The organism is Leptotrichia buccalis C-1013-b, assembly GCF_000023905.1.
Classification (GTDB): domain Bacteria; phylum Fusobacteriota; class Fusobacteriia; order Fusobacteriales; family Leptotrichiaceae; genus Leptotrichia; species Leptotrichia buccalis.
In genome coordinates, this window is sequence record NC_013192.1 from 15,562 (window position 1) to 38,777 (window position 23,216).

Annotated in this window: 20 protein-coding genes, 1 pseudogene and 1 riboswitch; of the genes and pseudogenes, 13 read left to right on the forward strand and 8 right to left on the reverse strand. The window is 30.6% G+C overall.

Annotated features, from left to right (window positions below):
- The first annotated feature begins 11 nt into the window (after positions 1 to 11).
- The 6 genes from LEBU_RS00070 to LEBU_RS00095 all read left to right on the forward strand — a co-directional run bounded on the left by LEBU_RS00070 (position 12) and on the right by LEBU_RS00095 (position 7,796).
- Positions 12 to 800: an iron ABC transporter ATP-binding protein gene (locus LEBU_RS00070; protein WP_275268784.1), complete on the forward strand. Its 789-nt coding sequence runs from the start codon at positions 12 to 14 to the stop codon at positions 798 to 800.
- Positions 801 to 832: 32 nt separating this feature from the next.
- Positions 833 to 1,771, forward strand: coding sequence for a siderophore ABC transporter substrate-binding protein (locus LEBU_RS00075; protein WP_012806145.1), 939 nt, complete (start codon positions 833 to 835; stop codon positions 1,769 to 1,771).
- A gap of 306 nt (positions 1,772 to 2,077) precedes the next feature.
- The gene (locus tag LEBU_RS00080) at positions 2,078 to 3,481 is read left to right on the forward strand and encodes an MATE family efflux transporter (RefSeq protein ID WP_012806146.1); all 1,404 of its coding nucleotides are present in this window, start codon (positions 2,078 to 2,080) and stop codon (positions 3,479 to 3,481) included.
- Positions 3,482 to 3,538: 57 nt separating this feature from the next.
- Entirely contained in the window at positions 3,539 to 4,681 is a 1,143-nt protein-coding gene (locus tag LEBU_RS00085) for an RluA family pseudouridine synthase (RefSeq protein WP_012806147.1), read from the forward strand.
- Between the two features lie 143 nt (positions 4,682 to 4,824).
- Positions 4,825 to 6,168, forward strand: a complete 1,344-nt coding sequence (locus LEBU_RS00090) for an MATE family efflux transporter (protein WP_012806148.1) — start codon at positions 4,825 to 4,827, stop codon at positions 6,166 to 6,168.
- Between the two features lie 164 nt (positions 6,169 to 6,332).
- Positions 6,333 to 7,796: a hypothetical protein gene (locus LEBU_RS00095; protein ID WP_012806149.1), complete on the forward strand. Its 1,464-nt coding sequence runs from the start codon at positions 6,333 to 6,335 to the stop codon at positions 7,794 to 7,796.
- Positions 7,797 to 7,961: 165 nt separating this feature from the next.
- Here LEBU_RS00095 and LEBU_RS00100 read toward each other — a convergent pair whose 3' ends face one another.
- Positions 7,962 to 8,375 carry a hypothetical protein gene (locus tag LEBU_RS00100; protein WP_012806150.1) on the reverse strand — a complete coding sequence of 138 codons (414 nt, stop codon included), beginning with the start codon at positions 8,373 to 8,375 and terminating at the stop codon, positions 7,962 to 7,964.
- 189 nt (positions 8,376 to 8,564) lie between these two features.
- On the opposite strand from LEBU_RS00100, the pseudogene LEBU_RS00105 reads away from it, so the two are divergent.
- The 7 genes and pseudogenes from LEBU_RS00105 to LEBU_RS00135 all read left to right on the forward strand — a co-directional run bounded on the left by LEBU_RS00105 (position 8,565) and on the right by LEBU_RS00135 (position 16,371).
- Positions 8,565 to 9,913, forward strand: a pseudogene (locus LEBU_RS00105) (ISLre2 family transposase).
- A gap of 393 nt (positions 9,914 to 10,306) precedes the next feature.
- Positions 10,307 to 11,047: a sirohydrochlorin cobaltochelatase gene (locus LEBU_RS00110; protein WP_012806153.1), complete on the forward strand. Its 741-nt coding sequence runs from the start codon at positions 10,307 to 10,309 to the stop codon at positions 11,045 to 11,047.
- 31 nt (positions 11,048 to 11,078) lie between these two features.
- Positions 11,079 to 11,257: riboswitch (cobalamin riboswitch) on the forward strand.
- Positions 11,258 to 11,409: 152 nt separating this feature from the next.
- Positions 11,410 to 12,351, forward strand: a complete 942-nt coding sequence (gene nikB, locus LEBU_RS00115) for a nickel ABC transporter permease (protein ID WP_012806154.1) — start codon at positions 11,410 to 11,412, stop codon at positions 12,349 to 12,351.
- 2 nt (positions 12,352 to 12,353) lie between these two features.
- Complete coding sequence (nikC, locus tag LEBU_RS00120; protein ID WP_012806155.1) at positions 12,354 to 13,175, forward strand: nickel transporter permease; 822 nt, start codon at positions 12,354 to 12,356, stop codon at positions 13,173 to 13,175.
- Positions 13,176 to 13,226: 51 nt separating this feature from the next.
- Entirely contained in the window at positions 13,227 to 14,786 is a 1,560-nt protein-coding gene (locus LEBU_RS00125) for an ABC transporter substrate-binding protein (RefSeq protein ID WP_012806156.1), read from the forward strand.
- A 9-nt stretch (positions 14,787 to 14,795) separates the two neighbouring features.
- Positions 14,796 to 15,581 (forward strand): ABC transporter ATP-binding protein, encoded by a 786-nt coding sequence (locus LEBU_RS00130; RefSeq protein WP_012806157.1) that lies wholly within the window; start codon positions 14,796 to 14,798, stop codon positions 15,579 to 15,581.
- The gene (locus tag LEBU_RS00135) at positions 15,565 to 16,371 is read left to right on the forward strand and encodes an ATP-binding cassette domain-containing protein (RefSeq protein WP_157859493.1); all 807 of its coding nucleotides are present in this window, start codon (positions 15,565 to 15,567) and stop codon (positions 16,369 to 16,371) included. Before LEBU_RS00130 ends, LEBU_RS00135 begins: the two co-directional genes overlap by 17 nt.
- 158 nt (positions 16,372 to 16,529) lie before the next feature.
- On the opposite strand, the gene cobA is transcribed toward LEBU_RS00135, so the two are convergent.
- From cobA to LEBU_RS00165, 7 genes are read right to left on the reverse strand one after another with little or no spacing between them, the layout of a single operon-like run.
- Positions 16,530 to 18,017, reverse strand: a complete 1,488-nt coding sequence (gene cobA / locus LEBU_RS00140; RefSeq protein WP_012806159.1) for a uroporphyrinogen-III C-methyltransferase — start codon at positions 18,015 to 18,017, stop codon at positions 16,530 to 16,532.
- Positions 18,004 to 18,972, reverse strand: coding sequence for a hydroxymethylbilane synthase (hemC, locus tag LEBU_RS00145; protein WP_012806160.1), 969 nt, complete (start codon positions 18,970 to 18,972; stop codon positions 18,004 to 18,006). The genes cobA and hemC overlap by 14 nt, the downstream gene beginning before the upstream one ends.
- Positions 18,969 to 20,009 (reverse strand): glutamyl-tRNA reductase, encoded by a 1,041-nt coding sequence (gene hemA / locus LEBU_RS00150; RefSeq protein WP_012806161.1) that lies wholly within the window; start codon positions 20,007 to 20,009, stop codon positions 18,969 to 18,971. Before hemA ends, hemC begins: the two co-directional genes overlap by 4 nt.
- Positions 20,010 to 20,032: 23 nt before the next feature.
- Entirely contained in the window at positions 20,033 to 20,230 is a 198-nt protein-coding gene (locus tag LEBU_RS12070; RefSeq protein WP_012806162.1) for a hypothetical protein, read from the reverse strand.
- A gap of 6 nt (positions 20,231 to 20,236) precedes the next feature.
- Complete coding sequence (locus LEBU_RS00155) at positions 20,237 to 20,650, reverse strand: retron system putative HNH endonuclease (protein WP_012806163.1); 414 nt, start codon at positions 20,648 to 20,650, stop codon at positions 20,237 to 20,239.
- Positions 20,634 to 21,896 (reverse strand): AAA family ATPase, encoded by a 1,263-nt coding sequence (locus LEBU_RS00160; protein WP_012806164.1) that lies wholly within the window; start codon positions 21,894 to 21,896, stop codon positions 20,634 to 20,636. Before LEBU_RS00160 ends, LEBU_RS00155 begins: the two co-directional genes overlap by 17 nt.
- A gap of 33 nt (positions 21,897 to 21,929) precedes the next feature.
- Positions 21,930 to 23,153, reverse strand: a complete 1,224-nt coding sequence (locus LEBU_RS00165; protein WP_083767509.1) for an Eco57I restriction-modification methylase domain-containing protein — start codon at positions 23,151 to 23,153, stop codon at positions 21,930 to 21,932.
- Between the last annotated feature and the right edge of the window lie 63 nt (positions 23,154 to 23,216).

Genomic DNA, 23,216 nt, shown 5'->3' on the forward strand with positions numbered 1-23,216 from the left:
GTTGATTTTAAATGAATTTGAAAATATTGCAAGGGAGCATGGTTATGATAAAAGTTGATAATATATTTAAAAAATACGGCGAAAAGGAAATACTATCGGATGTAAGTCTAGAATTGCCAAAGAAAAAAATAATATCTTTTATTGGAAGCAACGGCGTTGGTAAAAGTACACTTCTTTCCATAATAACAAGAACATTGTCAAGAGATTCAGGAAATGTGGTTATAGAAAATAAAAATTTAGAAGAATGGAGAACAGAGGAACTTGCAAAAGTGCTTTCAATTTTAAAGCAGTCAAATCATCTGAATATAAGGCTGACTGTAAAGGAACTGGTTAGTTTTGGAAGGTATCCTTATTCAAAAGGAAAACTTACTTTAGAAGATGAAGAAAAAGTAGAGCAGGCTATAGAATATATGGGACTGAAAAATTTGGAAAACAGATTTATTGACGAATTGAGCGGAGGGCAAAGGCAGATGGCATACATTGCGATGGTTATTGCTCAGGATACGGAATATATTTTTCTAGATGAACCTTTGAACAATTTGGATATGAAACATTCAGTACAAATAATGAAAATTTTGAGAAATCTTGTAGATGAAAAAGGAAAAACAATTATAATAGTAATACATGATATTAACTTTGTCGCAAACTATTCAGACTACATTGTGGCACTTAAAGATGGGAAAATGGTTAGACACGGGAATACAGAAGAAATTATGAAAAATGAAGTCCTAAAGGACATATACGGAATGGAGATACCAATTTATGAAATAGAAAACAGAAAATTCTGTTTGTATTATTAAATTATATAAAATAAAAAATGGAGGTATATATTATGATTAAAAAAACAGGAAAAATTTTGGTTTTAATAGCATTAAGCATTATATTTATTGTGGGATGTTCAAAATCTGGAAATGAAAAGGCTGGAAATGGAAAACAGCTGACTATTTCCACTGTGAAAGGCGATGTAAAAGTGCCTGAAAATCCTAAAAAGGTTGCTGTATTTGATTATGCGGCACTAGATGTGATAGGAACTTTAGGAGTAAAGCCTGAATTGGCACTACCCGCTTCAAATGTGCCAGAAGGATTGAAACAGTATGCGCAAGGTGCAGTTGACGCTGGAGACGTAAAAGAGCCAAATTTGGAAAAAATAAGTGAATTTAAGCCAGATTTGATAATAATAAGCGGAAGACAGACTAAATTTTACGATGAACTAAGTAAAATAGCCCCAACTATATTTTTAGAAACTGATACAAAAAACTTTATTTCAAGTTCAAACGAAAATGCTAAAAAAATAGCAAGTATTTTTGGAAAAGAAAAAGAAGCTGACGAACAGATAGCAAAAATTAATTCTGAAATAAATGATATAAAAAATATAGCAAAAAATTACAACAAAAAAGCACTAGTTACTTTGACAAATGATGGGAAAATAAGTGCTTTTGGTGCAAATTCAAGATTTGGATTTATTTTCACGGATTTAGGATTAAAAAATATTGATGACAGTATAAAGGCTTCTACACATGGACAGGAAATAAACTACGAATACATTGCTGAAAAGAATCCTGACATAATATTTTATGTTGACAGAACTAAAATTGTAGGAGGAAGTAAGGCGGGTGCAGATGTTCTGAAAAATGAACTAGTTGCCAATACTAACGCTGGAAAAACTAATAAGGTGGTAGCTTTAGATGCTGAAAACTGGTATCTTGTATCAGGAGGACTTGCTACAATTCAAAAACAGCTTGAAGAAATAAAGACAGCTATTACAAAGTAACAGAAAAATAAAATTTCAGGATTATGAACACTAGTTTTATTTAATTTGAATTAGTTTACTTTGGAGAGGATACAAATATATGTCAGAATACCTATATCTTTGGATATAAGTTAATGGCATATTTTTTGTTTTCAAAAAATTTGAAATATAATTTTTCATATAGTATAATAGAACATACGCATTTTTGAAACGAACTAACAAAATTTTATTAAGACAGTTTTGAAAAAATAGATTATAATTTGATAAAAGTATTTAAGAAATTCAGAACTTTGTAAATCTAGTTCAAACTAAAGGAAGAGGAGAAAAATGGAAGAAAGTATAAAAGAAAAAAACAGCCTAGCAGATAACAAAAAAATGAGATTTGGCACAGAATCAATCCCAAAATTGCTAGTTTCACTTGCAGTGCCAGCAATTATCGCCAATCTTGTAAATGCGCTTTATAATGTTGTAGACCAGATTTTTATTGGACAAAAAATTGGATTTTTGGGAAATGCGGCTACAAATGTGGCTTTTCCACTTACGACAATTTGCCTTGCGATTGGGCTTATGACAGGAGTTGGAGCCGCGACTAACTTTAATCTGGAATTAGGGAGAAAACGTCCCAAAAGAGCAAAAAGTGTGGCTGGAACGGCAGTAACAATGCTGCTTTTAGGCGGAATTGTTTTGTGCATACTAATTAATATTTTTTTAAGACCGATGCTGACGGCATTTGGTGCTACAAATCAGATTTTTGATTATGCAATTGAATATACTCAAATTACATCTTTAGGAATACCATTTTTATTATTTGCAATAGGGGCAAATCCTTTGGTAAGAGCTGATGGAAATGCTTTTTATTCAATGCTTGCGATAGTTGTTGGATCACTTGTAAATACGATACTGGATCCGCTGTTTATGTTTGGATTTGATATGGGAATGGATGGTGCGGCTTGGGCAACTGTGATTGGGCAGTTTGTTTCGGCAGTTATTTTGGCTTTGTATTTTTTCAAGTTTAAAAGCGTAAAATTTGAGGTAAAGGATTTTAAGATAAAAATACGGGAAATAGGGATTTTATTTGCATTGGGAACATCGCCTTTTATTTTTCAATGTTCTGCTTTAATTATTCAAATTGTAACAAATAATCTGCTAAAGATATATGGGGCAAAATCCATTTATGGAAGTGAAATTCCAATTGCTGTTGCTGGAATCGTTATGAAAATAAATGTTATATTTATAGCAATTGTATTGGGACTGACACAGGGGGCGCAGCCTATCGCAGGATTTAATTATGGAGCGAAAAAATTTAAGAGAGTTCGGGAAATACTGAATTTGACGTTAAAAGTGGCATTTGTTATTTCATTAGTGGCATTTGCAATATTTCAATTTTTCCCAGTTCAGATAATTTCCATTTTTGGTAGCGGAAGTGAACTTTACTTTAAATATGGAACAAAATACATGCGGGTATTTCTATTTTTCATATTCCTAAACGGTGTGCAAGGTGCAATTACAATGTTTTTGACATCAATTGGAAGGGCATTTCAAGGGGCTTTTCTGTCACTTGTAAGACAAATTATATCACTGTTGCCGCTGCTTATAATTTTACCGTATTTTATGGGAGTTGACGGAATTATGTTCGCATTTCCATTGGCGGATTTGGCGGCATTTGTTGTATCGGTAATTGTTTTGAGAAGGGAAATGAAAAAAATACCTTTGGAAAATGAAGAAGATTAGCACGAGTATTATTGAAATATTTTATGAAAAAATAAAAATTTATGGAAAAGGAAATGAATGAAAAAATTTAGGATTGAAAAGGAACATCAGAGAATGAAAATTTCCCAGTATTTAAGGGAAGTGCAGAATTATTCGGGACGAAGTTTGAGAAATGTGGAAGTTTTTTTGAATGGAAAGCAAGTGAGACTTACCAAAAAATTGCCTTCCCACGGAAATCTGAGAGTTGTGGAAAAGAAGAAAGGTACAGATATTAAACCGATTAAACTGCCACTTGACATTATTTTTGAAGATGAAGATATTTTGGTTGTAAATAAAGAGCCCTTCTTACTGACGCATCCGACACAGAAAAAAGCAGATTTTACGCTAGCAAACGGAATTGTAAATCATTTTTTTGAAAAATATGGTGAAGTTCGAGTGCCACGATTTTACAACAGGTTAGATATGAATACATCTGGGCTGATTATTATTGCAAAAAACAGCTTTGCACAGGCATTTTTACAAAACTTTTCAATATTTGAGAAAAAATATTTAGCGATTGTGAATGGAATTATTGATGATAAGGGAATTGCAAGAATCAATGAAGAACTTGCAAAAGATGGAGAAAAGCATAAAATTCAGGATTTGGAAAAGGAAAATTTAAAATCCGAAGTTGAAAAAATTAATTTTGGAAAAGTGAAAAAATACGAAGAAATTGAGAAAATTGAAAGCAATTTAAATGTTGAAAATGAAGATAGTAAAATTGCAGAAAATACAAATTTTGACAATAAAGATAATAATTTAAATTTAGCAAATAAAAGCAATTTTGAAAATGAAAATTTGAAAGAAAATAAAACGAAAATTATTATTGAAAGACGAATTTTTCGAGATGGGGAAAATCTGGAAAGAATAATTGACACACGTGGACAATATGCAAAGACAGCAATAAAAGTTCTGAAAGTTTATCCTGAAAAAAATGTGACGCTGGTAGAATGTGAGCTGTTTACAGGCAGAACTCATCAAATTCGTGTCCATTTAAAATCCATTGGGCATACAATCGTTGGAGATGAGCTTTACGGAAACGGCTTAAATAAAGAACTTGGAATAAATAGACAATTTTTACACGCTTATAAGGTAAAATTTATACATCCTGCATTGAAGAAAGAAATAGAGCTGGAAATACCGATGTTTAAAGATATGAAGGAATTTCTGGAAAATAAATAATTTTAAGATGACCGCTTTAAATCAAAGTTAAGAATTTTGATTGGCGGTTTTTTGGTTTTTGTTATAAGATTTAGATTTTTTGAAAAAAATAAAAAATTTAGATAAATTATATTTTAAAAATTTTATAAAAGAAAGGACAAAAAATGAAAAAATTTAATTTTTCTGTTGATTTGATAAATGATAATATTTTGAAGTCGCTTCTGATTTTTTCGATACCTATACTTGTGTCGAATATTTTTCAGCAGCTTTACAATATGGCGGATATTGCTATTGTAGGGCATACTTTGGGAGATAATTCACTTGCGGCTATTGGGGCTTCGGCGGCTATTTTTGAGCTGATTTTTGGATTTGCGTTAGGAATTGGAAATGGGCTTAGTATGGTTACGGCTAGAAATTATGGAGCGAATAATAAGAATCTTTTGAAAAAGTCTGTGGCTGGCTCAATTGTTATTGGAATTTGGATTACTGTGGGAGTAATGATTTTATCACGGTTTATTCTTATGCCACTGCTAAAAATCTTGCATACGCCTGAAAATATTATAAATGAAGCATTTGAATATATAAACATAATAACAATGTTTATTGGCGTAACTTTTTCCTACAATCTGTCGTCAGGACTTTTACGTGCAATCGGAAACAGCTTTATGTCGCTTGTATTTTTGGTAATTGCCTCAATTTTAAACATTTTTCTTGATATTTATTTCATAACTTCCCTTAAAATGGGAATTGGCGGAGCTGCGATTGCAACAGTTATTGCACAGGCAATTTCAGTTATCTTGAGTATCATCTACATTTACGTAAAAGAACCGATTTTAATTCCTAGAAAAAAACATTTCAGATTTGATAAAAAATTGTACAAGGAACTGCTTGGACAGGGACTTTCTATGGGATTTATGATTGCAATTGTACTTATGGGAACGCTTATTTTACAGTATGCGATAAATGGGTTTGGATACTTGATTATCGCTGGGCATACTTCGGCAAGAAAACTTATGGGATTTTGTAACATTCCGCTAACTACAATAGCACTTGCACTTGCAACTTTCGTTTCCCAAAATAAAGGTGCAAACAAAGTAGATAGAATCCAAAAAGGCGTATTTTACGCCAATATGATGGATATAATTTTTGCAATCGGTATCATAATTTTTGTATATTTATTTTCCAAAAACATGATTCACCTGATGTCAGGCTCCGAATCTGAAATCGTCCTCCACAACGGCTCAACCTACCTAAAAATCGCCTCTCCATTTTTCACGATACTAGGAATCCTCTTTAACTTGCGATACGCTTTACAGGCTCTTGGAGAGAAATTAATCCCTCTTGTTTCCAGCGTAATAGAATTTTTGGGGAAAATAATCTTTGTAATTTTTGTCGTGCCAAAATTGGGTTATTTTGGTGTAATGATTTGCGAGCCGCTGATTTGGATTGTGATGGTGGGGCAACTGGGAATTGCGTTTTATGGGAATGGGTATGTGAAGAATTATTGAAAAACTTTATAAGAAAAAATCACTTAAATGATACCATTGTGACAATATGATTAAATCAAATTATAGAATTCTTTATTTTAGGGATTTATAAACATAAAAAAAGACTTTCTGACGACGTTGTATTATATATTATAAATAGTGCTTTGTGACAAGGAGAAAAATATATGAAAAAAGAAATAATAAAAATATTAAAATTAGAAGGACCTATGCTATCTGGAGAATTAGCTAAAAAAATAAAAATGAAATACAATACTACAAATGAAAATGCAAGGCAAATTATTTCAAGAGCAAAATCACCAGTTCAAAAATTAAAGACAATAAATTTTTCCAATAGACAAAGGTACGTATATTTAGAAGAACAGTATAATAAAGAAAAATATAAAGATAATTTATATGAAGCTCTTAAAAAAGCAGCTAAAAATTATTATCAAATTTTAATTGCAATAGAAAACAACGGAGGATTCATTTCAAAAAAAGTTCTCGCTAGTTATGTATCAGCTCCAGTTAAAGACCTAAAGGGACATTTAAGATATGATAAATTAATCGAAAATCTTATTAATCTTGGTTTTATAGATGAATTTGACGATGAGTATTATCAGTTGCTTTATCCATTAACCAAGTTAAATATTTCTAGAACAAAAGCTTTAGAATTTGCACAAAAACAAGTAATTTCAGATTTGAATAATCTTATGAGAAATTTAAACCTAGTTGCATATAATTCTTCAAAAACATTTTTTCAAGAAGCAGAATTTGCAAAATTTCAATGGGCATTTTCATCTCCTTCTTATATTACAGGATTATTTAATAAGAAAAATAATAAACCAGGATTTTTCATTTGTGATATAAAAATAGGTAAAAAATTAATTGAAGAAGATATAAAATTTTTTATAGACAAATTAGATATTATAAAAAACTTTAAAAAATTATCTAATTTTACACCTATAATAGTTGCAAGCAGTTACGATAAAGAAACACATCAAAAATTAAAAGAAAAAGGAATAGTTGTTTCTACAGTAAAAGATTTGTTTTCCGAAAAATATGTTGAACTTTTAGAAAAATTAATAGAAATAATGACTAATTCAGCTGCTATAATATCCAAAAATCCTAAAATATTAGAAGAGTTAGCTAAAGAAAATGAACTTTTGAAAGGAAAAATGGGAAATTTATTTGGAGATTTATTTGAAATTTCAGTAGGATACTATTTTTTTAATTTGGGATGTAAGTATCTTGATATGAATAAAATTATTGAATTTCAAAAGGAAAACGAAATAAAAAAAACAAAAAGAGAAATAGACATTTATGTAGAAAAAAATAATAAATTAATTATAGTAGAATGTAAAGGGAGAAAAAATTATTTAAACTTTGAAGAAACTGAAAAATATTTAAAAGAAAAAATTCCTATTATATATAAAGGATTAAGAAAAAATAATTCAAATCAAGAAATAGAATTTGAATTATGGTCTACTGGAGGTTTTTCAGAAGAAGCATTAAAGTTATTAGAAGAATATAAGGAAAAAACAAAAAAATATAAAATTAGTTATTTTAACAAAAATGAAATTGAAGAAAAAGCCAAGAAAAGTAATTGTGAAATTTTAAAAAAAAGCATAAAATCAATATTCTCAAAATAAAAAAAATTTGTATACAGAACTTATAAAATAATTGAATTTTTGGAAAAAATAGGAGCAACTAGAAATATCAGATATATAAAAATCGTCGGAAAAAAATCAAGCAACGAAAATCACTAAGAAATCGTTACTTAAAAATTATTAATTATTTTTTGGATTTTTGATAATTTAATTTGTTATAAGACTGCAAAGTTTTTTGTTATCTGAAATACGATATAAATCCATTTTAGGTCTGTTTTTTTTATCAAACGAATAAGATAATTTGTAATTTGAAAAAACTTGTGTTTTGTCATTCAAGTTTGTAAAATAGATAGAATTTTCATTTTCTTTTACTTCGTAATCTAATTGTGAAAGTTCAAGCGAAACTTTTCCTGTTTTTAATGCTGCGCGATTATCCAATATGCTAACTGAAATAGACGGCTTGCCATTTTCATTCAAGAATTTTATATAAGTAAGTCCCTTAAAAGTTCTGTCAACAGAATGAGGACATCTCCAAACTTCTTTGGATATTATGTCAATATCAGAATCAGAAAAACTTAAACTAAAAGTCAGTAAAAACAATGTAAATATAATTTTTTTCATAAAATCACTCCCAAATAATAATTTTTTTCATATTTTATAATATTTTTTTAGGAAAATCAACAATAAAAACTAATATTGACAGAGTAAAAAATATAGGGGCAAATAAATTTAATTAAATTTCAAATTAACAAAAAAGAGGAAACCAGTTACAATATAATCGCTAAATCCTATTGAAAGGTGGTTCCCTCTATGATTAGAATATCAAATTTTTCTTCACTTGTAAAGACTTTTTTTAAAAATATTTTTTCCTTCAGACTTCCGTTTGAGCAGCAGTTTAAGCTGTTTGTCACAAAAGCTTTTGAAACGCTGTTTAGAGTTTATGTCAAAAGAGTTGATGATTACTTCTTTCATTCCAACGAAAGAAAAAATAAGTTTAAAAGCAAAGGATTTGTTAAAAGAACTGTTACTACTGCCTTCGGGCATGTCACTTTTGAACGTCGAAAATATGTAAACAAAAAAACAGGCATTCACTACTACATTGATGAAAAAATTGGACTTAAGCGGTATAGACAGCTTTCTGAAGAGATGATTTTTACTATACTTTTTGAATATCAGCATACTACAGCTTCATTTCTTGCAAAAACTTACGGTATTTCAAGGGCTACCGTGTATAATCTTGTCAATTCTTTTCAAATGCCAAAACTTAATATTGAAAGATTTGAAAGAGATGACAATTCGCCAGTATATATGGAGATTGATGAAGATCATATGAAGTGTAGAAGAAGTAAAAATACATATATGAGGATGGTTGTAATACATCGTGGAATTGAGGAAATCTCCAGAGACAGGAACAAACTCATTGACAAGCACACAATAATGTTTCCTACATCCGTATCGCTTGAGGAAGTGTCGGAGTATGTACTTAACTATCTTGAAAAAAGATACAATATGGACAAAAAGAAACTAATTGTGAACTCTGATGGAGGAATATGGATAGACAGCTTTGTAAGAGAACTTGGAATTTACAAGCCAATACACATTTATGACAAGTTCCATTTAGTAAAAGCCATAGCTGAAATTTCTAAAAGGGACAAGGAAATATCAAAAAATCTTTACAAATGGCTAAAGGGAGACGATTTTAAAGAACTTGAAAACTTTTATGAAAATTTTAAGGAAAAGGAGAATGTAAGTCAGAGAAGAAAAGACCAGACGAAGATGCTATTTAACCAGTATGAGAAGATAAGAAGAATATACACCAAGGAGGACTACATAGGCTCAAGGACGGAAGCCCTAGTATCCCACGAATGCTCAAGATTTCTATCAAGTAGGCCAAAAGCATTTTCAAGAAGAAAGATAAAGGCAAGAGCGTTATACTACACTTTACTTTCTTTGCAAACTATGGAAAAAACAGGGAAAAGGCGTATGAATTGTACTTTAGCGGCAAAAGAACGAGTTCACTAGAAAAGGTAATAGAGATGGAATGCTTGCCAGAAATTGTTAATGAAACAGGAAAAAACACAAATATGCCATATTTGAGAGGAGGAGAATGTCCAACTAGGGAAGTTTTGAAAGAAATATCACAAAGTAAAATATTTTAAAAAAAGCAGTCAAAAAAGATTTGTTGTGGTATTTAATGACTGCCCCTATATTTTTTACTCTGTCACAAAAAAAGCAATTCATCTCCCACTTATAGAAAGCCTACGACTTCTTGCTATCTTTTTGTTAAAATAATTAAAAAAAACAGTTGCAAAAAAAACAAATAATTATTATAATGTAGGTAATAAAGAAAAAATAGTTTGATTATCAAACTTAAACTTATACAACTACATTAGTTTGGGGATCTGGTTGAGCTTGATGGGATTCAAATGTAAAGAACAATTATGTAAAAATTGTTATAAGCTTATAGGAAGGAGGTAAAAAATTTAGCTTTAGGTGAAATAGAAAATAGAAGACAAAAGATTTCTATAAATTTAGAATGAAAGGAAATGTTTATGGAAAAAGCAGTTTTAGTAACGAGTTTCGGTACATCACATAAGGATACGAGAGAAAAATGCCTTGATTCGATTGAAAATAAGGTAAAAGCCAAATATGGAAGTGAAAGAGTAGAAAGAGCCTATACATCGGGAGTTATAAGACAAATAGTGAAAAAAAAAGAAGGAATTCACATATTTGATCAGAATGAAGGACTGGAGGCTTTGAAAAATAAAGGTTATGATGAGATTGTAACAATGTCGCTGCATATTCTAGATGGAATCGAATATGCAAAACTTAATGATAAATATGGAAAAATATCAAAACCGCTTTTAGTAACCGACGAAGATTTTCGAAAAGTTGTAAATGATGAAGAGTTTAACAGTACTGAAGGAAATGATGCCATCGTGTTTATGGGACATGGATCTGAAAGTTCTGCAGACAGTACATATCAACGGCTTCAAGAGGAATATGTAAAGGCTGGGAAAGATAATATTTTCATAGCTACTGTTGAAGGGCAAGTGACAATTGAAGATGTTATTCAAAAATTAAAAGGAAGAGGATTTAGCAAAATATTGTTAAAGCCATTTATGATAGTAGCTGGAGATCATGCCAAAAATGATATGGCTTCTGATGAGGAAGATTCGTGGAAGACAATTCTGCAAAATGAGGGCTATGAAGTAACACCTGTTCTAAAAGGAATGGGAGAATATAAATTTATACATAATATGTTTATGGATAAACTTCAGGAAGTCTATTAACATACAAAATAAGGAATCAATAAAAAAATATTTATAATAAACTTATAGGTGTTTTACAAACTTAATAAGGAAATCGGTTAAAATCCGATACAGCCACCTCTACTGTGAAACTGACGAAAATATGCAAAGCCACTGGAATATAAAATATTTCGGGAAGGATATGAGTAGGATGAAGTTAGTCAGGAGACTTGCCTATATAAGATTACATTTTTCGGGAAGGGAAAAATTTAATATATTGTAGATGATTATTATATACTGGTATTCGTCTGTCTTAATATATGAAATTCAGTTCAACTTTTCTCGGTTGGATTTTTTTATTTATTGAAAAAGTAAAGGAGATGTGATTAACTCACTATAAAATAATGAAAAATAACAAAAAATTAATAAAATACTTGATACAAATATTAGTTGTGCTTTTCGGAATAAGTTTTTTTACATTCTGTCTAATGTATATTTCGCCAGGAGATCCTGCTCAAGTTATGCTTACAGAATGCGGACATCTTCCAACACCTGAGCTTTTAGCACAGACAAGAGCTGAACTTGGACTTGATAAGCCTTTTTACATCCAGTACTGGAAATGGCTATTTGGAGTTCTGCAAGGTGATTTTGGGAAATCCTATTCGTTAAGAGTTCCAGTAATTCAGAAGATAGGGCAGGCATTTATTCCTACATTGTCCCTTTCGTTTATGGCACTGTTTTTAATGTGTGTAATTTCAATACCGACTGGAATACTTGCAGCTGTAAAAGAAAATAAATGGCAGGATTATTTGATAAGAATGATGACGTTCATGGGAATGTCTGTGCCAAGTTTTTGGTTAGGGCTAGTATTTTTGAGTATATTTGGAGTACAGCTTAGACTCGTATCAGTTTCAGGTGGAAATGCTGATTTTGGTTCAATGATTTTACCTGCATTAACGATAGCGATAGCAATGTCTGCAAAATATATACGGCAAATAAGGCACATATTTCTTGAAGAGTTAAACAAAAGTTATGTAACAGGAGCTAGAATGAGGGGAATAAAAGAACGTGATATTTTGTGGAAACATGTATTGCCTAATGCAATGCTACCTATAATAACGCTTCTAGGACTTTCATTAGGAAGCCTTCTGGGAGGAACTGCAGTTGTAGAAATAGTTTATAATTGGCCAGGAATGGGAAGAATGGCAGTAAAAGCAATATCAGCTCAGGATTATCCGTTAATTCAGTCTTATGTGCTAATAATTGCATTCTTGTACTTGATAGTAAATATCGCAGTTGATATTTCGTATAAATATCTAGATGCAAGAGTTGAGGAGGTAATTTAAACTTGAACAAATTAAAATTTATGGGAAAAAATACACAACTGAAAATATTTCTAGCACTTGCAATCATTGTGGTATTAATTGCAATTTTTGCACCATTTATAGTACCAAATGATCCTTTTAAACAATTAGGTCCAAGTTTATTGCGACCATCAAAACAGTATATTTTTGGAACAGATCAGCTTGGAAGGGATTTGTTCTCAAGAGTTATATATGGTTCAAGATACTCGATATTCATGACTTTGACTTTGATGTTCATAATTTTTGCTGTAGGAACGATACTGGGAGTGCTTGCAGGATATTTTGGAGGAATTGTTGATACGGTGATAATGAGACTTGGAGATATGATGATTGCATTTCCAGGATTAATTCTTGCCATAGCGATAGCTGGACTTTTAAATCCGAGTGTGAAAAATTCAATTATAGCAATAGCGGCAGTTACTTGGACAAAATACGCAAGGCTTGCAAGAAGTATGGTTCTTAAAATAAAACAGGAACTGTATGTGGAAGCGGCAAAAATAACAGGAAGCAGGGATTACTCAATAATATTTAAATATATAATTCCAAATATGATTACAACGATGATAGTAACAGCGGTTTCAGATATGGGAACATTAATGCTGGAAATAGCGGCACTTTCATTCTTAGGATTTGGAGCACAGCCTCCGACACCAGAATGGGGAGCAATGCTTAACGAAGGAAGAACAACACTTAGTAGAGCTCCTTGGATGATGATGTATCCAGGGCTAGCAATAGTAATTGTTGTAATTATATTCAATATGCTGGGAGATTCGGTAAGAGATTTAGTTGATGTGAAAAGTGAATAATTTTTAAAAATAAAAAAGTAACAAAAAATTAAATATATAGGGAGATGAAAAATGTTAAAAAATCGTAAAAGTAAATTTTTAGTTTTGATTATGGCATTATTAACGTTATTAGTAGCGTGTGGCGGGAAAAGTGCAAAAAGTAAAAGCAATCCAGATGAACTTGTAGTTGGAGTAACTTCGTTTGCAGATACGCTTGAGCCTACAGATCAGTATTTTAGCTGGGTTGTAACTCGTTATGGTGTTGGAGAGAACTTGACAATTTTTGATGAAAAAGGTAACTTGAAGCCATTGCTTGCTGAAAATTGGAAATTAAGTAATGATAAATTAGAATGGACTTTCAAGATAAGAGATGGAGTAACTTTCTCAAATGGACATCCATTGACAGCAGAAGCAGTAAAAAAATCAATAGAAAGAGTATTTGCTAAAAATAAAAGAGCAGAATCATTCTTTAAATATACTTCGATAGAAGCTAGTGGACAAGAATTGAAAATAAAAACAAAAGAGCCTGTAGCAATATTGCCTGAATCATTGGCAGATCCGTTGTTCTTAATAGTTGACACGTCAGTTAATACGGATGAATTCGCTCAAAAAGGGCCAATATCAACAGGACCGTTTGTTGTTCAAGAATTTAAGCCTGGTGAACAGACAGTTGTTGTAAGAAATGAAAATTACTGGAATGGAAAAGCAAAATTGGCAAAAGTAACATTTAAAGATATAAATGATCAAAATACAAGAGCATTATCTCTAAAATCAGGAGAAATTGATGTGGCATACAACTTGAAAGTTACTAATAAAGCTGATTTTGAAGGAGATAAAAATATTGTAATAAACGAATTGAAATCATTAAGATCAACTTATGCGTTTATGAATCAAACAAAAGGATTGAAAGACAAAGCATTGAGAGAAGCAATAATAAGAGGTGCAAATAGAGAAAACTATACACAAAACTTATTACAAGGTGGAGCAACTCCAGGAAAAGCACCAGTTCCACCAACATTGGACTTCGGATTTAATGAATTAAAGGATGAAAATGCCTATAACCGTGAAAGTGCTAAGAAAATATTAGCAGATGCAGGATATAAAGATGTGGATGGAGATGGGTTTGTAGAACGTCCTGATGGATCAAAAATTGACTTGAACTTTGTAATTTATACAAGTAGAGAAGAATTGCAAATTTATGCTCAGGCATTCCAAACTGATATGAAGGAAATTGGTATAAAAGTTACTTTAAAACCTGTAAGCTATGAAACAGTTTTGAGTATGAGAGACGATTCAAACTTTGATATGTTAATTTGGAACGTACTTGCTGCAAATACTGGAGATCCTGAAAAATACTTACATGAAAACTGGTATAGCAAAGCAGAAACAAACAAAACAGGTTATTCAAATCCTGAAGTTGACAAAATGCTAGATGAGTTATCAAAAGAATTTGATAAAGCTAAGAGAAAAGATCTTGTTGTAAAAATACAGCAGTTAATAATGAACGATGCGGCGACATTATTCTTTGGATATGAAACTACATTCCTTTACAGCAACAAAGTGGTAACAGGGCTTAAAATGTATCCAATGGATTACTACTGGATAACAAAAGATGTAGCAAAAGCTAATTAAGGAGAATTTATGTTAGAGATAAAAGATTTGACAATTCAGTATGGAGATAAGCCTCCAGTAGTTGAAAATTTTTCTCTTTCATTGAAAAAAGGTGAAATAATAACAATTGTGGGGGAAAGCGGTAGTGGAAAATCTACCGTTCTTTCTTCTATTTTAGGATTATTGCCAAATGGAGGAAAAATAATTTCAGGCGATATAATTTATAATGGAGAATCAATGCTCAGTAAAAGCCTTAATCAATGGAGGGAACTGCGAGGGACTGAAATAACTATGATTTCACAGGATTCAGGAGGAACTCTTAATCCAATAAGAAAAATAGGAAAACAGTTTGTCGAATACATTCAGACACATTCCAAAATGTCAGCAAAAGAAGCTGAAGAAAAAGCAAAAGATATGTTTTCCAAAGTAAACTTGCCAGATCCTGAAATCATTATGAAAAGCTACCCACACCAATTGTCAGGTGGAATGAAACAGCGTGTAGGAATAGCAATGGCGCTTACTTTTCATCCAAAAATTATTTTGGGAGATGAGCCTACAAGTGCATTAGATGTTATAACACAGGCTCAAATAGTGAAGGAAATAATGGACCTCAGAAAAAAATTTGACACTTCTATCATAATGGTAACCCACAATCTGGGAGTTGCCGCATATATTTCAGATAAAATAATTGTTATGCAAAATGGAAAAATTGTTGATGCAGGTAATAAAAACGAAGTTATAGAAAATCCAAAAAGTGACTACACAAAAAAACTTCTAGCAGCTGTGCCTGAAATTGGAGGTGAAAGGCTTGTCTAATATTAATGATGTAATTCTTGAAACAAAAAATCTTACAAAAATTTATGAAAAACCAAATGATAAAAAAGTAGTGGCTTGTAACAACGTAAATTTAAAAATTCATAAAGGAAAAACTTTGGGGATTGTTGGAGAATCAGGATCAGGAAAAACAACACTTGTAAATATGCTTATGGACTTGGAAAAGCCAACTTCTGGAGAGATTTTGTATCACGGAAGGGATATAAGCAAGTTTACAAAACAGGAAGTGTGGGAAAATAGACAAAATATCCAGATAGTTTTTCAAGATCCATGGTCAGCTTTTAATCCTAAAATGAATGTTATGCAAATTCTGACAGAGCCTTTGATGAATTATGGAAGATTGAAAAAGTCAGAAAGAAAGCAAAAAGCGGAAGAACTTCTTAAAATGGTTGACTTACCTGAAGAATTTGTAACAAAGTATCCGCAAAACATGAGCGGAGGGCAAAGACAAAGGCTTGGAATCGCAAGAGCAATTTCGCTTGAGCCAGAGATACTTATATGTGATGAGGCAACTTCCGCACTTGATGTTTCCATTCAAAAAAACATAGTGGAACTTCTTGTAAAATTACAAAAAGAAAAAAACATAACAATGATTTTTATATGTCATGACATAGCATTAATAGAATCTTTTGCACACGAAATTGTAGTAATGTATCACGGAGATGTGGTGGAAGTAATAGAAGGCGGACAAATTTCTGAAAAAGCAAAGCATCCGTATACTAAGTCGCTATTAAGTGCAATTTTTCCTGTGCGTGGAAAATTAATGAAATGAAAATAAAATAATAATTTTTTTAATAAAAAACAATTATGGAATTTTAAAAAAATTATAAAAAGAATGCTCTAATCCTTGTCGATTAGAGCTTTTTATAGTTTTAATTTAAATTAACAATATCAAAATTTAAAAAAAAGATAGTAATTTATACAAAAATTTTAATTATTAATAAATTTCAATATTTTTTCAAATAATCCTTCCTCCGTATATTTTTTCGGCTCTATCTCTACTTTTAATCCATATTTTTCAATAGTTTTTGTAGTAACAGGACCAATTGAGGCTATAATTTTATTTTTCAGAATTTCTTTTATTTCCTCATTTTCACTCAAGTTTATGCTATCAGCAAAGGCTTTAAAAGTTGATGAACTTAAAAACATTAAAATGTCGCTTTCTTTTATGTATTTTTCAGCTTTTTCCTTTTCCACTTCAACTTTCTGAGTTTTATACACTACAAGTTTTTCATAATTTCGGTTATATAAATTTGAATATTTTTTTTCATTTACTGGAGAAATATCAGATACTATAAATAGTATTTTTTCTCCTTCCTTAGTAAAATTCACACTTTCGTTAGCCAGTCTTTCTACCGTGTATTCTTCTGGATAAAAATCTGGAATTATTTTATATTTTTCAATTTCTTCAGCAGTTTTTTCTCCCACTACACCTATTTTAACATTTCCCAAAGAACGAATATCCTTTACTTTTCTCATAAATCCAATAACAGAATTTATGCTGTTAAATAGAAGGGTACTGTATTCCTTCAAATCAGGCATTTCAAAATCGACATATTCTATATTAATAAATGGAAGGCTCAAAGCCTGTCCGCCAAGTTCATTTATTTTATTTGATATATTTCCTTGTTTTTCCCTATTTCTTGTAACAAGAATATTTTTTCCAAATAACGGCTTATTCTCAAACCATTTCATGTTTTCCCGTAAATTTACTACTTCTCCAATTAAAATAATGGCAGGTGATTTTACATTATGCTCTTTTACTGTATTTACTATTGTTTCCAATGTTCCTGTGTAAGTTTTCTGTCTTGTCGTTGTTCCATCTTTTATTATTGCAACAGGTGTTTTTGGATTTTTTCCGTTATTTATCAAGTTTTCTGCTATTTTTTCAAGATTGCTTAATCCCATTAGAAAGACCAAAGTTCCTTCCAATTTTGCAATAACTGGAAAATCAAGTTCTATTCCATTAAATTGCGTATGTCCAGTAAACACATGAAAAGAAGTATTGATTCCTCTGTGAGTAACAGGAATTCCAGCATAAGCTGGCACAGCGATTGAAGAAGTTATCCCTGGAATTACCTCAAAATCTATATTTTCAGCAACTAAAGCCTCTATTTCTTCTCCTCCTCGTCCAAATACAAAAGGATCTCCTCCTTTTAATCTTAGAACCGCAAGTCCTTCTTTCCCTTTTTCTACTAATTTTTTATTTATTTCTGCCTGTAATTTTCCTCCAGCAGTATTTTCTTTCCCCATATAAATCATTTCCACATCAGACTTTGCATACTGTAAGATATTTTCATTTACAAGTCTGTCATAAACAATGCAGTCCGCTTTTTCTATCACGTTTTTCAATTTTAAAGTTATAAGCCCCTCGTCTCCACAGCCTGCTCCTGCAATATAAACTTTACCTTTTCTCATTTTTCATCTCCTCTTTTTTTATTTCTTCAGCCAATTTTTGTGCAGTTTCCTTTGGATTTTCTCTATTTCCTTCAACTTCTTTAAATATTCTGATTCCGTTATCATTAAACATTCCCTTTAATTTTAATGTATTTCCTTCAATAACCGATGAACAGCCTATCGGAGTATGGCATCCTCCATCAAAAATTTTTGAAAATTCTCTTTCAGCTTTACACATTATCGTAACTTCATCATCATTTATAATTTTCAGAAGATGTCGTATTTTATTATCATTTTCCCTGCATTGAATACACAAAATCCCTTGTCCTGGTGCTGGCATAAATGAATCTTTATCAAAATATTCAGTAATTCTGTTTTCCAGCCCAACTCTTTTTAATCCAGCCGCAGCCAGCACAATCGCATCATATTCCCCATCATCAAGTTTTTTCAGCCTTGTGTGAATATTACCTCGAATTGCTTTTATCTTTACATCATTTCGCAAATTCAAAAGCTCCTTTTCCCGTCTTATGCTCCCTGTCCCAATTACAGAATTTTCATCAAGTTCTTTTAATTTTTTTCCATTTTTTGAAACAAGCACATCACGGTTATCTTCCCTCATTGGAAAACACGCATTCAAAAGCCCTTCTGGAGTATTTTGCGGCATATCCTTTAACGAATGCACCGCCAAATCTATTTTATTTTCCAGCATTTCCTTTTCGATTTCCTTCACAAACAAGTCCTTTTGCGTAGTTCCTTTTATTTTTGTAAAGTCCCTTAAATCTTTATCTCCCTTTGTAACTATAACTTTCAGTTCTATTTCCAGTGGATTTTTTTTATCAAATCCTTCAATTTCGCAAAAATTCTCATTTTCTCTTAATTCATCATATTTTTTAATAAGCATTTCCTTCACTTTTTCCGCTTGTGCAAGTGCCAAAATACTTCCTCGCGTTCCAATAATTATTTTATTCGATTTCATCTATTTTCACCTATCTCAATATTTTTCTGATTTGTATATTTTCTTCTTTTTTCAAGTTTTTCCGCTATTTTTTTCAACTGCTCCTCAATAATGTAAGAATATTTTTCTACAATTTCATCCCGTTTTTCCACATTTTTATTATATTCATCCCAAATATCCTCCAAATGATAAAGTGAAGCGTTTTCAGACTCCCCTATACTTGCCTCAATATCTCTAGGAACGGCTAAATCAAGGAAAAACCGTTTTTTTCCATCATTCAAAATATTTTGAATTTTCGCTGTTTCAAGAATCAAATGTGGTGCAGAAGTGGCACTTATTACAATATCCATATTTTTTATAACATTATATTTCTCATTAAATTCTGCTGTCTGAACGTCTGGATACACTTTCTGTAATTCAATCGATTTTCGTAAACTTCTATTTGTCATTGTCAAATGGCAATTGTTCATTTTGTGAAGAAGTGTAAGAATCGACTGGCTCAAATCTCCCACTCCAATTACAAATATTTTTTTATTTTCAAGGCTCTCAAATTTTGTTCTTATAAATTTTACAGCTATCGAATCAAGTGAAATATTTTTTTCATTTATTTTGCTTTCCGCCCTAAATCTTTTCCCAGTTTCTATCGCCTGATTAAACATTATATTCAAAAAAGAAGACGTAATATTTTTATCAAGAGCGTCAAAATATGCTTTTTTAAGCTGTACAAGAATCTGATCCTCTCCCTTTATTATCGAATCCAGCCCACAAATCACCCGCAGTAAATAATCCACAGCTTCAGTTCCTCTATAGTCCTTCATCTTCTCAATCTTAAAATCCCTCTTTAACTTCTCAATTTCAAATTCCTTGCTAACATCCAAATAAAGCTCTATCCTAAGGCAAGTTTCAACAGCCACATACCCCTTTATAATCCTTTTTTCCAAATACTCCCTCAAAACATGTCTATACCCCTCTTTTACAAACTTTTCCCTTTCTTCCAAACTCAAATTTTTATAACTAAAACTTAGAATATAAAAATTTTTTACTAAATTTTCCTTCATCTTTTTTCTCTCCGTTTTTTTATTTATTTTTCAGTTGCAGATTTTAAATTTTTTAAAAGAAATTCTTTTAGCGTAGGAAATTTTGTTATATATTTTAAATTTTCAATATTAATTACTATTTTCCCTTCTTTTCTTGAAGAATTTTGATAAATAAAACTTTTTCTGCTTTCACATAATTTTTTTTGATTCAAATTTAAAATTTCTATTGTTTTCATTGCCATTTCATACTATATTCCATTTTCATATTTTGGAATTATTTCGCCTGTACTAATACTATATTCAAAATAATCTCTAGGATTATATTCAACTGGATTCACAAAATTATCATCCCATTTGTTCCCTTTTATTGAACCACAAGTTTGATTTTCAAGACAACCAGTCAAAAAATTACTGTAATTATGAAACAACTTTGGAAATTTGTCTTTAGGTTTTATATGCTCAATTTGACTTTTCTCAACAGAAATCTGTCTTTCACAATAAGGGCAAAAGTAAATTCCATCTATTTTCTGCTCATTTTCAAGCATATACTCTTTTAGTTTGTCCTTTATTTCAAAATCAAAATCTTTCCAGCTTTTCGGATTACTTTTCTTTTTAAATTCCGCAAAAAATTTTGGCTCATCGTTTTTATCTACTTTCAGCATTTTTTCTCCCCTTTTTTATTTGCAAATCCATATCCACTAAAAATAAATCTCTATCGTCTTCTCCTAGAATATCTTTTATTTTACTGTATTTTCGCTCAAATTCAGAACTTTCATAATTATCATTCTTAACCATTTCTCTTACTTGATTAAGAAGTTCATGGACACTAGGATTTCTATCTGTTTCAAGCCCCATTATATCTTCCAGTATTCTTTCCATAGTCTGTCCATACGAATTTCCAAAATTTTCTCCAGTTCTAACTTCCACAACACCATTCTTATTTTTTACTAGCAAAATTATACTTTCTTTCTCAACGCTCCCTAAAATATGCGGAGAATGTGTTGCTAAAATTATCTGATTATTCTTCCCAATTTTTTTATAAACATCAATAATTTTTTGTTGCCACTTTGGATGTAATGAAAGTTCTGGTTCATCAATCATAATTATGGAATTTTCAGGCTCCAGCATTTTTATCGCCAAAGTTCGTAAAAATAACTGCTTTTCCCCTGAAGAAAGTTCATTTATCCCAAATTTTTTTCCACTAGAATTAGTAAAAATCGGCATACTATTCTCATCTTTCGATATTTCTGAAAGTTTCACATCCAACTCCAAAATTTCAAAAATTCCATTAATTTCCTCAAAAACTTTTTTTCTAACTTGTCCCATTGTCAAATCTTCCTCTTCATTCGCAACTTTAGAAATCCGAGTTGCAATATAAGATGGAATATCCTTAATTTCGTATGAATCTACGATATTAATAAAACTATATTCTTTTTTTAAATTTGTTTGAGCTTTTTTAATTTCTTCAAAATTAATCTCAGTTGGAACATAAATTATTTTGGGAAATATTTTTAATTTTCTAAAACTTCTGCTTATTATTTTTGAATTATAATTTTGATTTTCTGTTTTATTGTGTCTGTAATCATAGTTATAAAATTTTATATTTTTCAAGCAATCTGTAAATTCAATATCCTTTTGTGCTTCTTTTTCAACTTCTGTCAATCCTTCACTATTCATAAGACTTTCCAAAACTTCTCTTTCATTCTCTTCATAAAATAATTCCACATTAACAGCTTTGCTTCTAAACATTTCAAACCAATAACGAATACTTTCCAAAACTCTAGTTTTTCCACTCCCATTAATCCCAGCCAGAACTATCAAATCCAAAACTTTTCCTTCTGACTCAAAATTTATATCTAAATTTTCAAGTCCGTTATATTCTTCTATGTGAAGATTTTTTATTTTCATTTGTGGTCACTCCTTTCTCATAAATTAAATTATTTAAGTTTTCTCAATTATTTTAACTTCCTCCTCACTCAACCCATATAGCTCATAAACCATCCCATCAATCTCATTATCCGTCATTTCAATCTCATTTTTTACTTTCTCAGCCTCTTCTTTCTTCTCTACAAATATTTCTTCCCATTCTATTTCTTCTTTTAAGGATAATTTTATTTTCGCTTTTTTCAATTCTTTTATAAATTCTGAAAAGTCGAGTAAATACCAGTCTTGTAATTTTGTCGATAATTTTTCTAATTCAAATTTTCTAGTTAATAGTCTTTGGAATTTTTGGGATAATTCTTGAAGGTTTTTGTTTAAAAATAACATTTTATCAGCTTTTTCTGAAAATATTACTTCTATCTGTGGACTTAATTCAAACATAGGGATATTTTTTATTAAATCAGGAGTAAAGTTTATTCCGCCACCCATGCTAGAAGCTTCATAAGATTTTTTTATATAATAACTTACCAATTTTGAATTTAAAATACATAATCCACTTTTGTTATATTTATTATTCTCGCTATACAGTATACTTGTAGATTTACCAGCTATGTACTCTATTTTTTCATCATAAAATACTTCAAAGAAATCTTTCACTTTCAAGATACTTGTATTTAATTTATTCACGATTTTAAATCCTTCAGAAGTAATAACACTAAGATTTTCTTTATCAACTATCTCCTCTTTATTAATAGTTCTTCTATTTTTCCCCTCTATGATTATTTTTTCTTTTGGATTTTTAGATAATATAAATACAACTGATGAAACATCAGCAGAATCAAAAACTTTTACATTAGTAAAATCATAAATCGTTTCAAGATTATTTATTACTAGTTTTCTTATAGATTTTCCATATTCCATTGATAGCCATTTATTAGGAGTTATATAACTCATATAAGAATTTTTGTTAGATATTCTCAATGCTTTTTCAATAAATGGTACATATAAATCCCAATTTCCCGTTGCACTTTCATAATTTTTACTAATCCATTCTCGTTCTTTAGGAATAAACTTTACCATACTTTCGGAATCTACATACGGCGGATTTCCAACCACAACATCAAATCCTGACAAGGGGTCTTGACCCCTTGTGGTATCAGTAAGATTTTGATAAATTTTACTATTATTACTATTATTGAAGTTTTCATATGCCATATTATTATTTTTCGCTAAATTTTCTCTAGGGCGTGTCTGAAAACTATCGAAATGATGAATTTTTAACAAATTTTTCCAAAATCAAAAATAATAAACACTGATTTTATCGTGATTTGTATAATTTATAAAATA

Excerpts from the sequence above, each read along its gene's own strand:
- nikB (WP_012806154.1), top strand. The coding sequence starts at position 11,410 with ATGAAAAATAACAAAAAATTAATAAAATACTTGATACAAATATTAGTT.
- LEBU_RS00155 (WP_012806163.1), bottom strand. The coding sequence starts at position 20,650 with ATGCTGAAAGTAGATAAAAACGATGAGCCAAAATTTTTTGCGGAATTT.
- LEBU_RS00095 (WP_012806149.1), top strand. The coding sequence starts at position 6,333 with ATGAAAAAAGAAATAATAAAAATATTAAAATTAGAAGGACCTATGCTA.
- LEBU_RS12070 (WP_012806162.1), bottom strand. The coding sequence starts at position 20,230 with ATGGCAATGAAAACAATAGAAATTTTAAATTTGAATCAAAAAAAATTA.
- cobA (WP_012806159.1), bottom strand. The coding sequence starts at position 18,017 with ATGAGAAAAGGTAAAGTTTATATTGCAGGAGCAGGCTGTGGAGACGAG.
- hemA (WP_012806161.1), bottom strand. The coding sequence starts at position 20,009 with ATGAAGGAAAATTTAGTAAAAAATTTTTATATTCTAAGTTTTAGTTAT.
- hemC (WP_012806160.1), bottom strand. The coding sequence starts at position 18,972 with ATGAAATCGAATAAAATAATTATTGGAACGCGAGGAAGTATTTTGGCA.
- LEBU_RS00125 (WP_012806156.1), top strand. The coding sequence starts at position 13,227 with ATGTTAAAAAATCGTAAAAGTAAATTTTTAGTTTTGATTATGGCATTA.
- LEBU_RS00070 (WP_275268784.1), top strand. The coding sequence starts at position 12 with ATGAATTTGAAAATATTGCAAGGGAGCATGGTTATGATAAAAGTTGAT.
- LEBU_RS00080 (WP_012806146.1), top strand. The coding sequence starts at position 2,078 with ATGGAAGAAAGTATAAAAGAAAAAAACAGCCTAGCAGATAACAAAAAA.
- LEBU_RS00085 (WP_012806147.1), top strand. The coding sequence starts at position 3,539 with ATGAAAAAATTTAGGATTGAAAAGGAACATCAGAGAATGAAAATTTCC.
- LEBU_RS00160 (WP_012806164.1), bottom strand. The coding sequence starts at position 21,896 with ATGAAAATAAAAAATCTTCACATAGAAGAATATAACGGACTTGAAAAT.
- LEBU_RS00110 (WP_012806153.1), top strand. The coding sequence starts at position 10,307 with ATGGAAAAAGCAGTTTTAGTAACGAGTTTCGGTACATCACATAAGGAT.
- LEBU_RS00090 (WP_012806148.1), top strand. The coding sequence starts at position 4,825 with ATGAAAAAATTTAATTTTTCTGTTGATTTGATAAATGATAATATTTTG.
- LEBU_RS00075 (WP_012806145.1), top strand. The coding sequence starts at position 833 with ATGATTAAAAAAACAGGAAAAATTTTGGTTTTAATAGCATTAAGCATT.
- LEBU_RS00130 (WP_012806157.1), top strand. The coding sequence starts at position 14,796 with ATGTTAGAGATAAAAGATTTGACAATTCAGTATGGAGATAAGCCTCCA.
- LEBU_RS00100 (WP_012806150.1), bottom strand. The coding sequence starts at position 8,375 with ATGAAAAAAATTATATTTACATTGTTTTTACTGACTTTTAGTTTAAGT.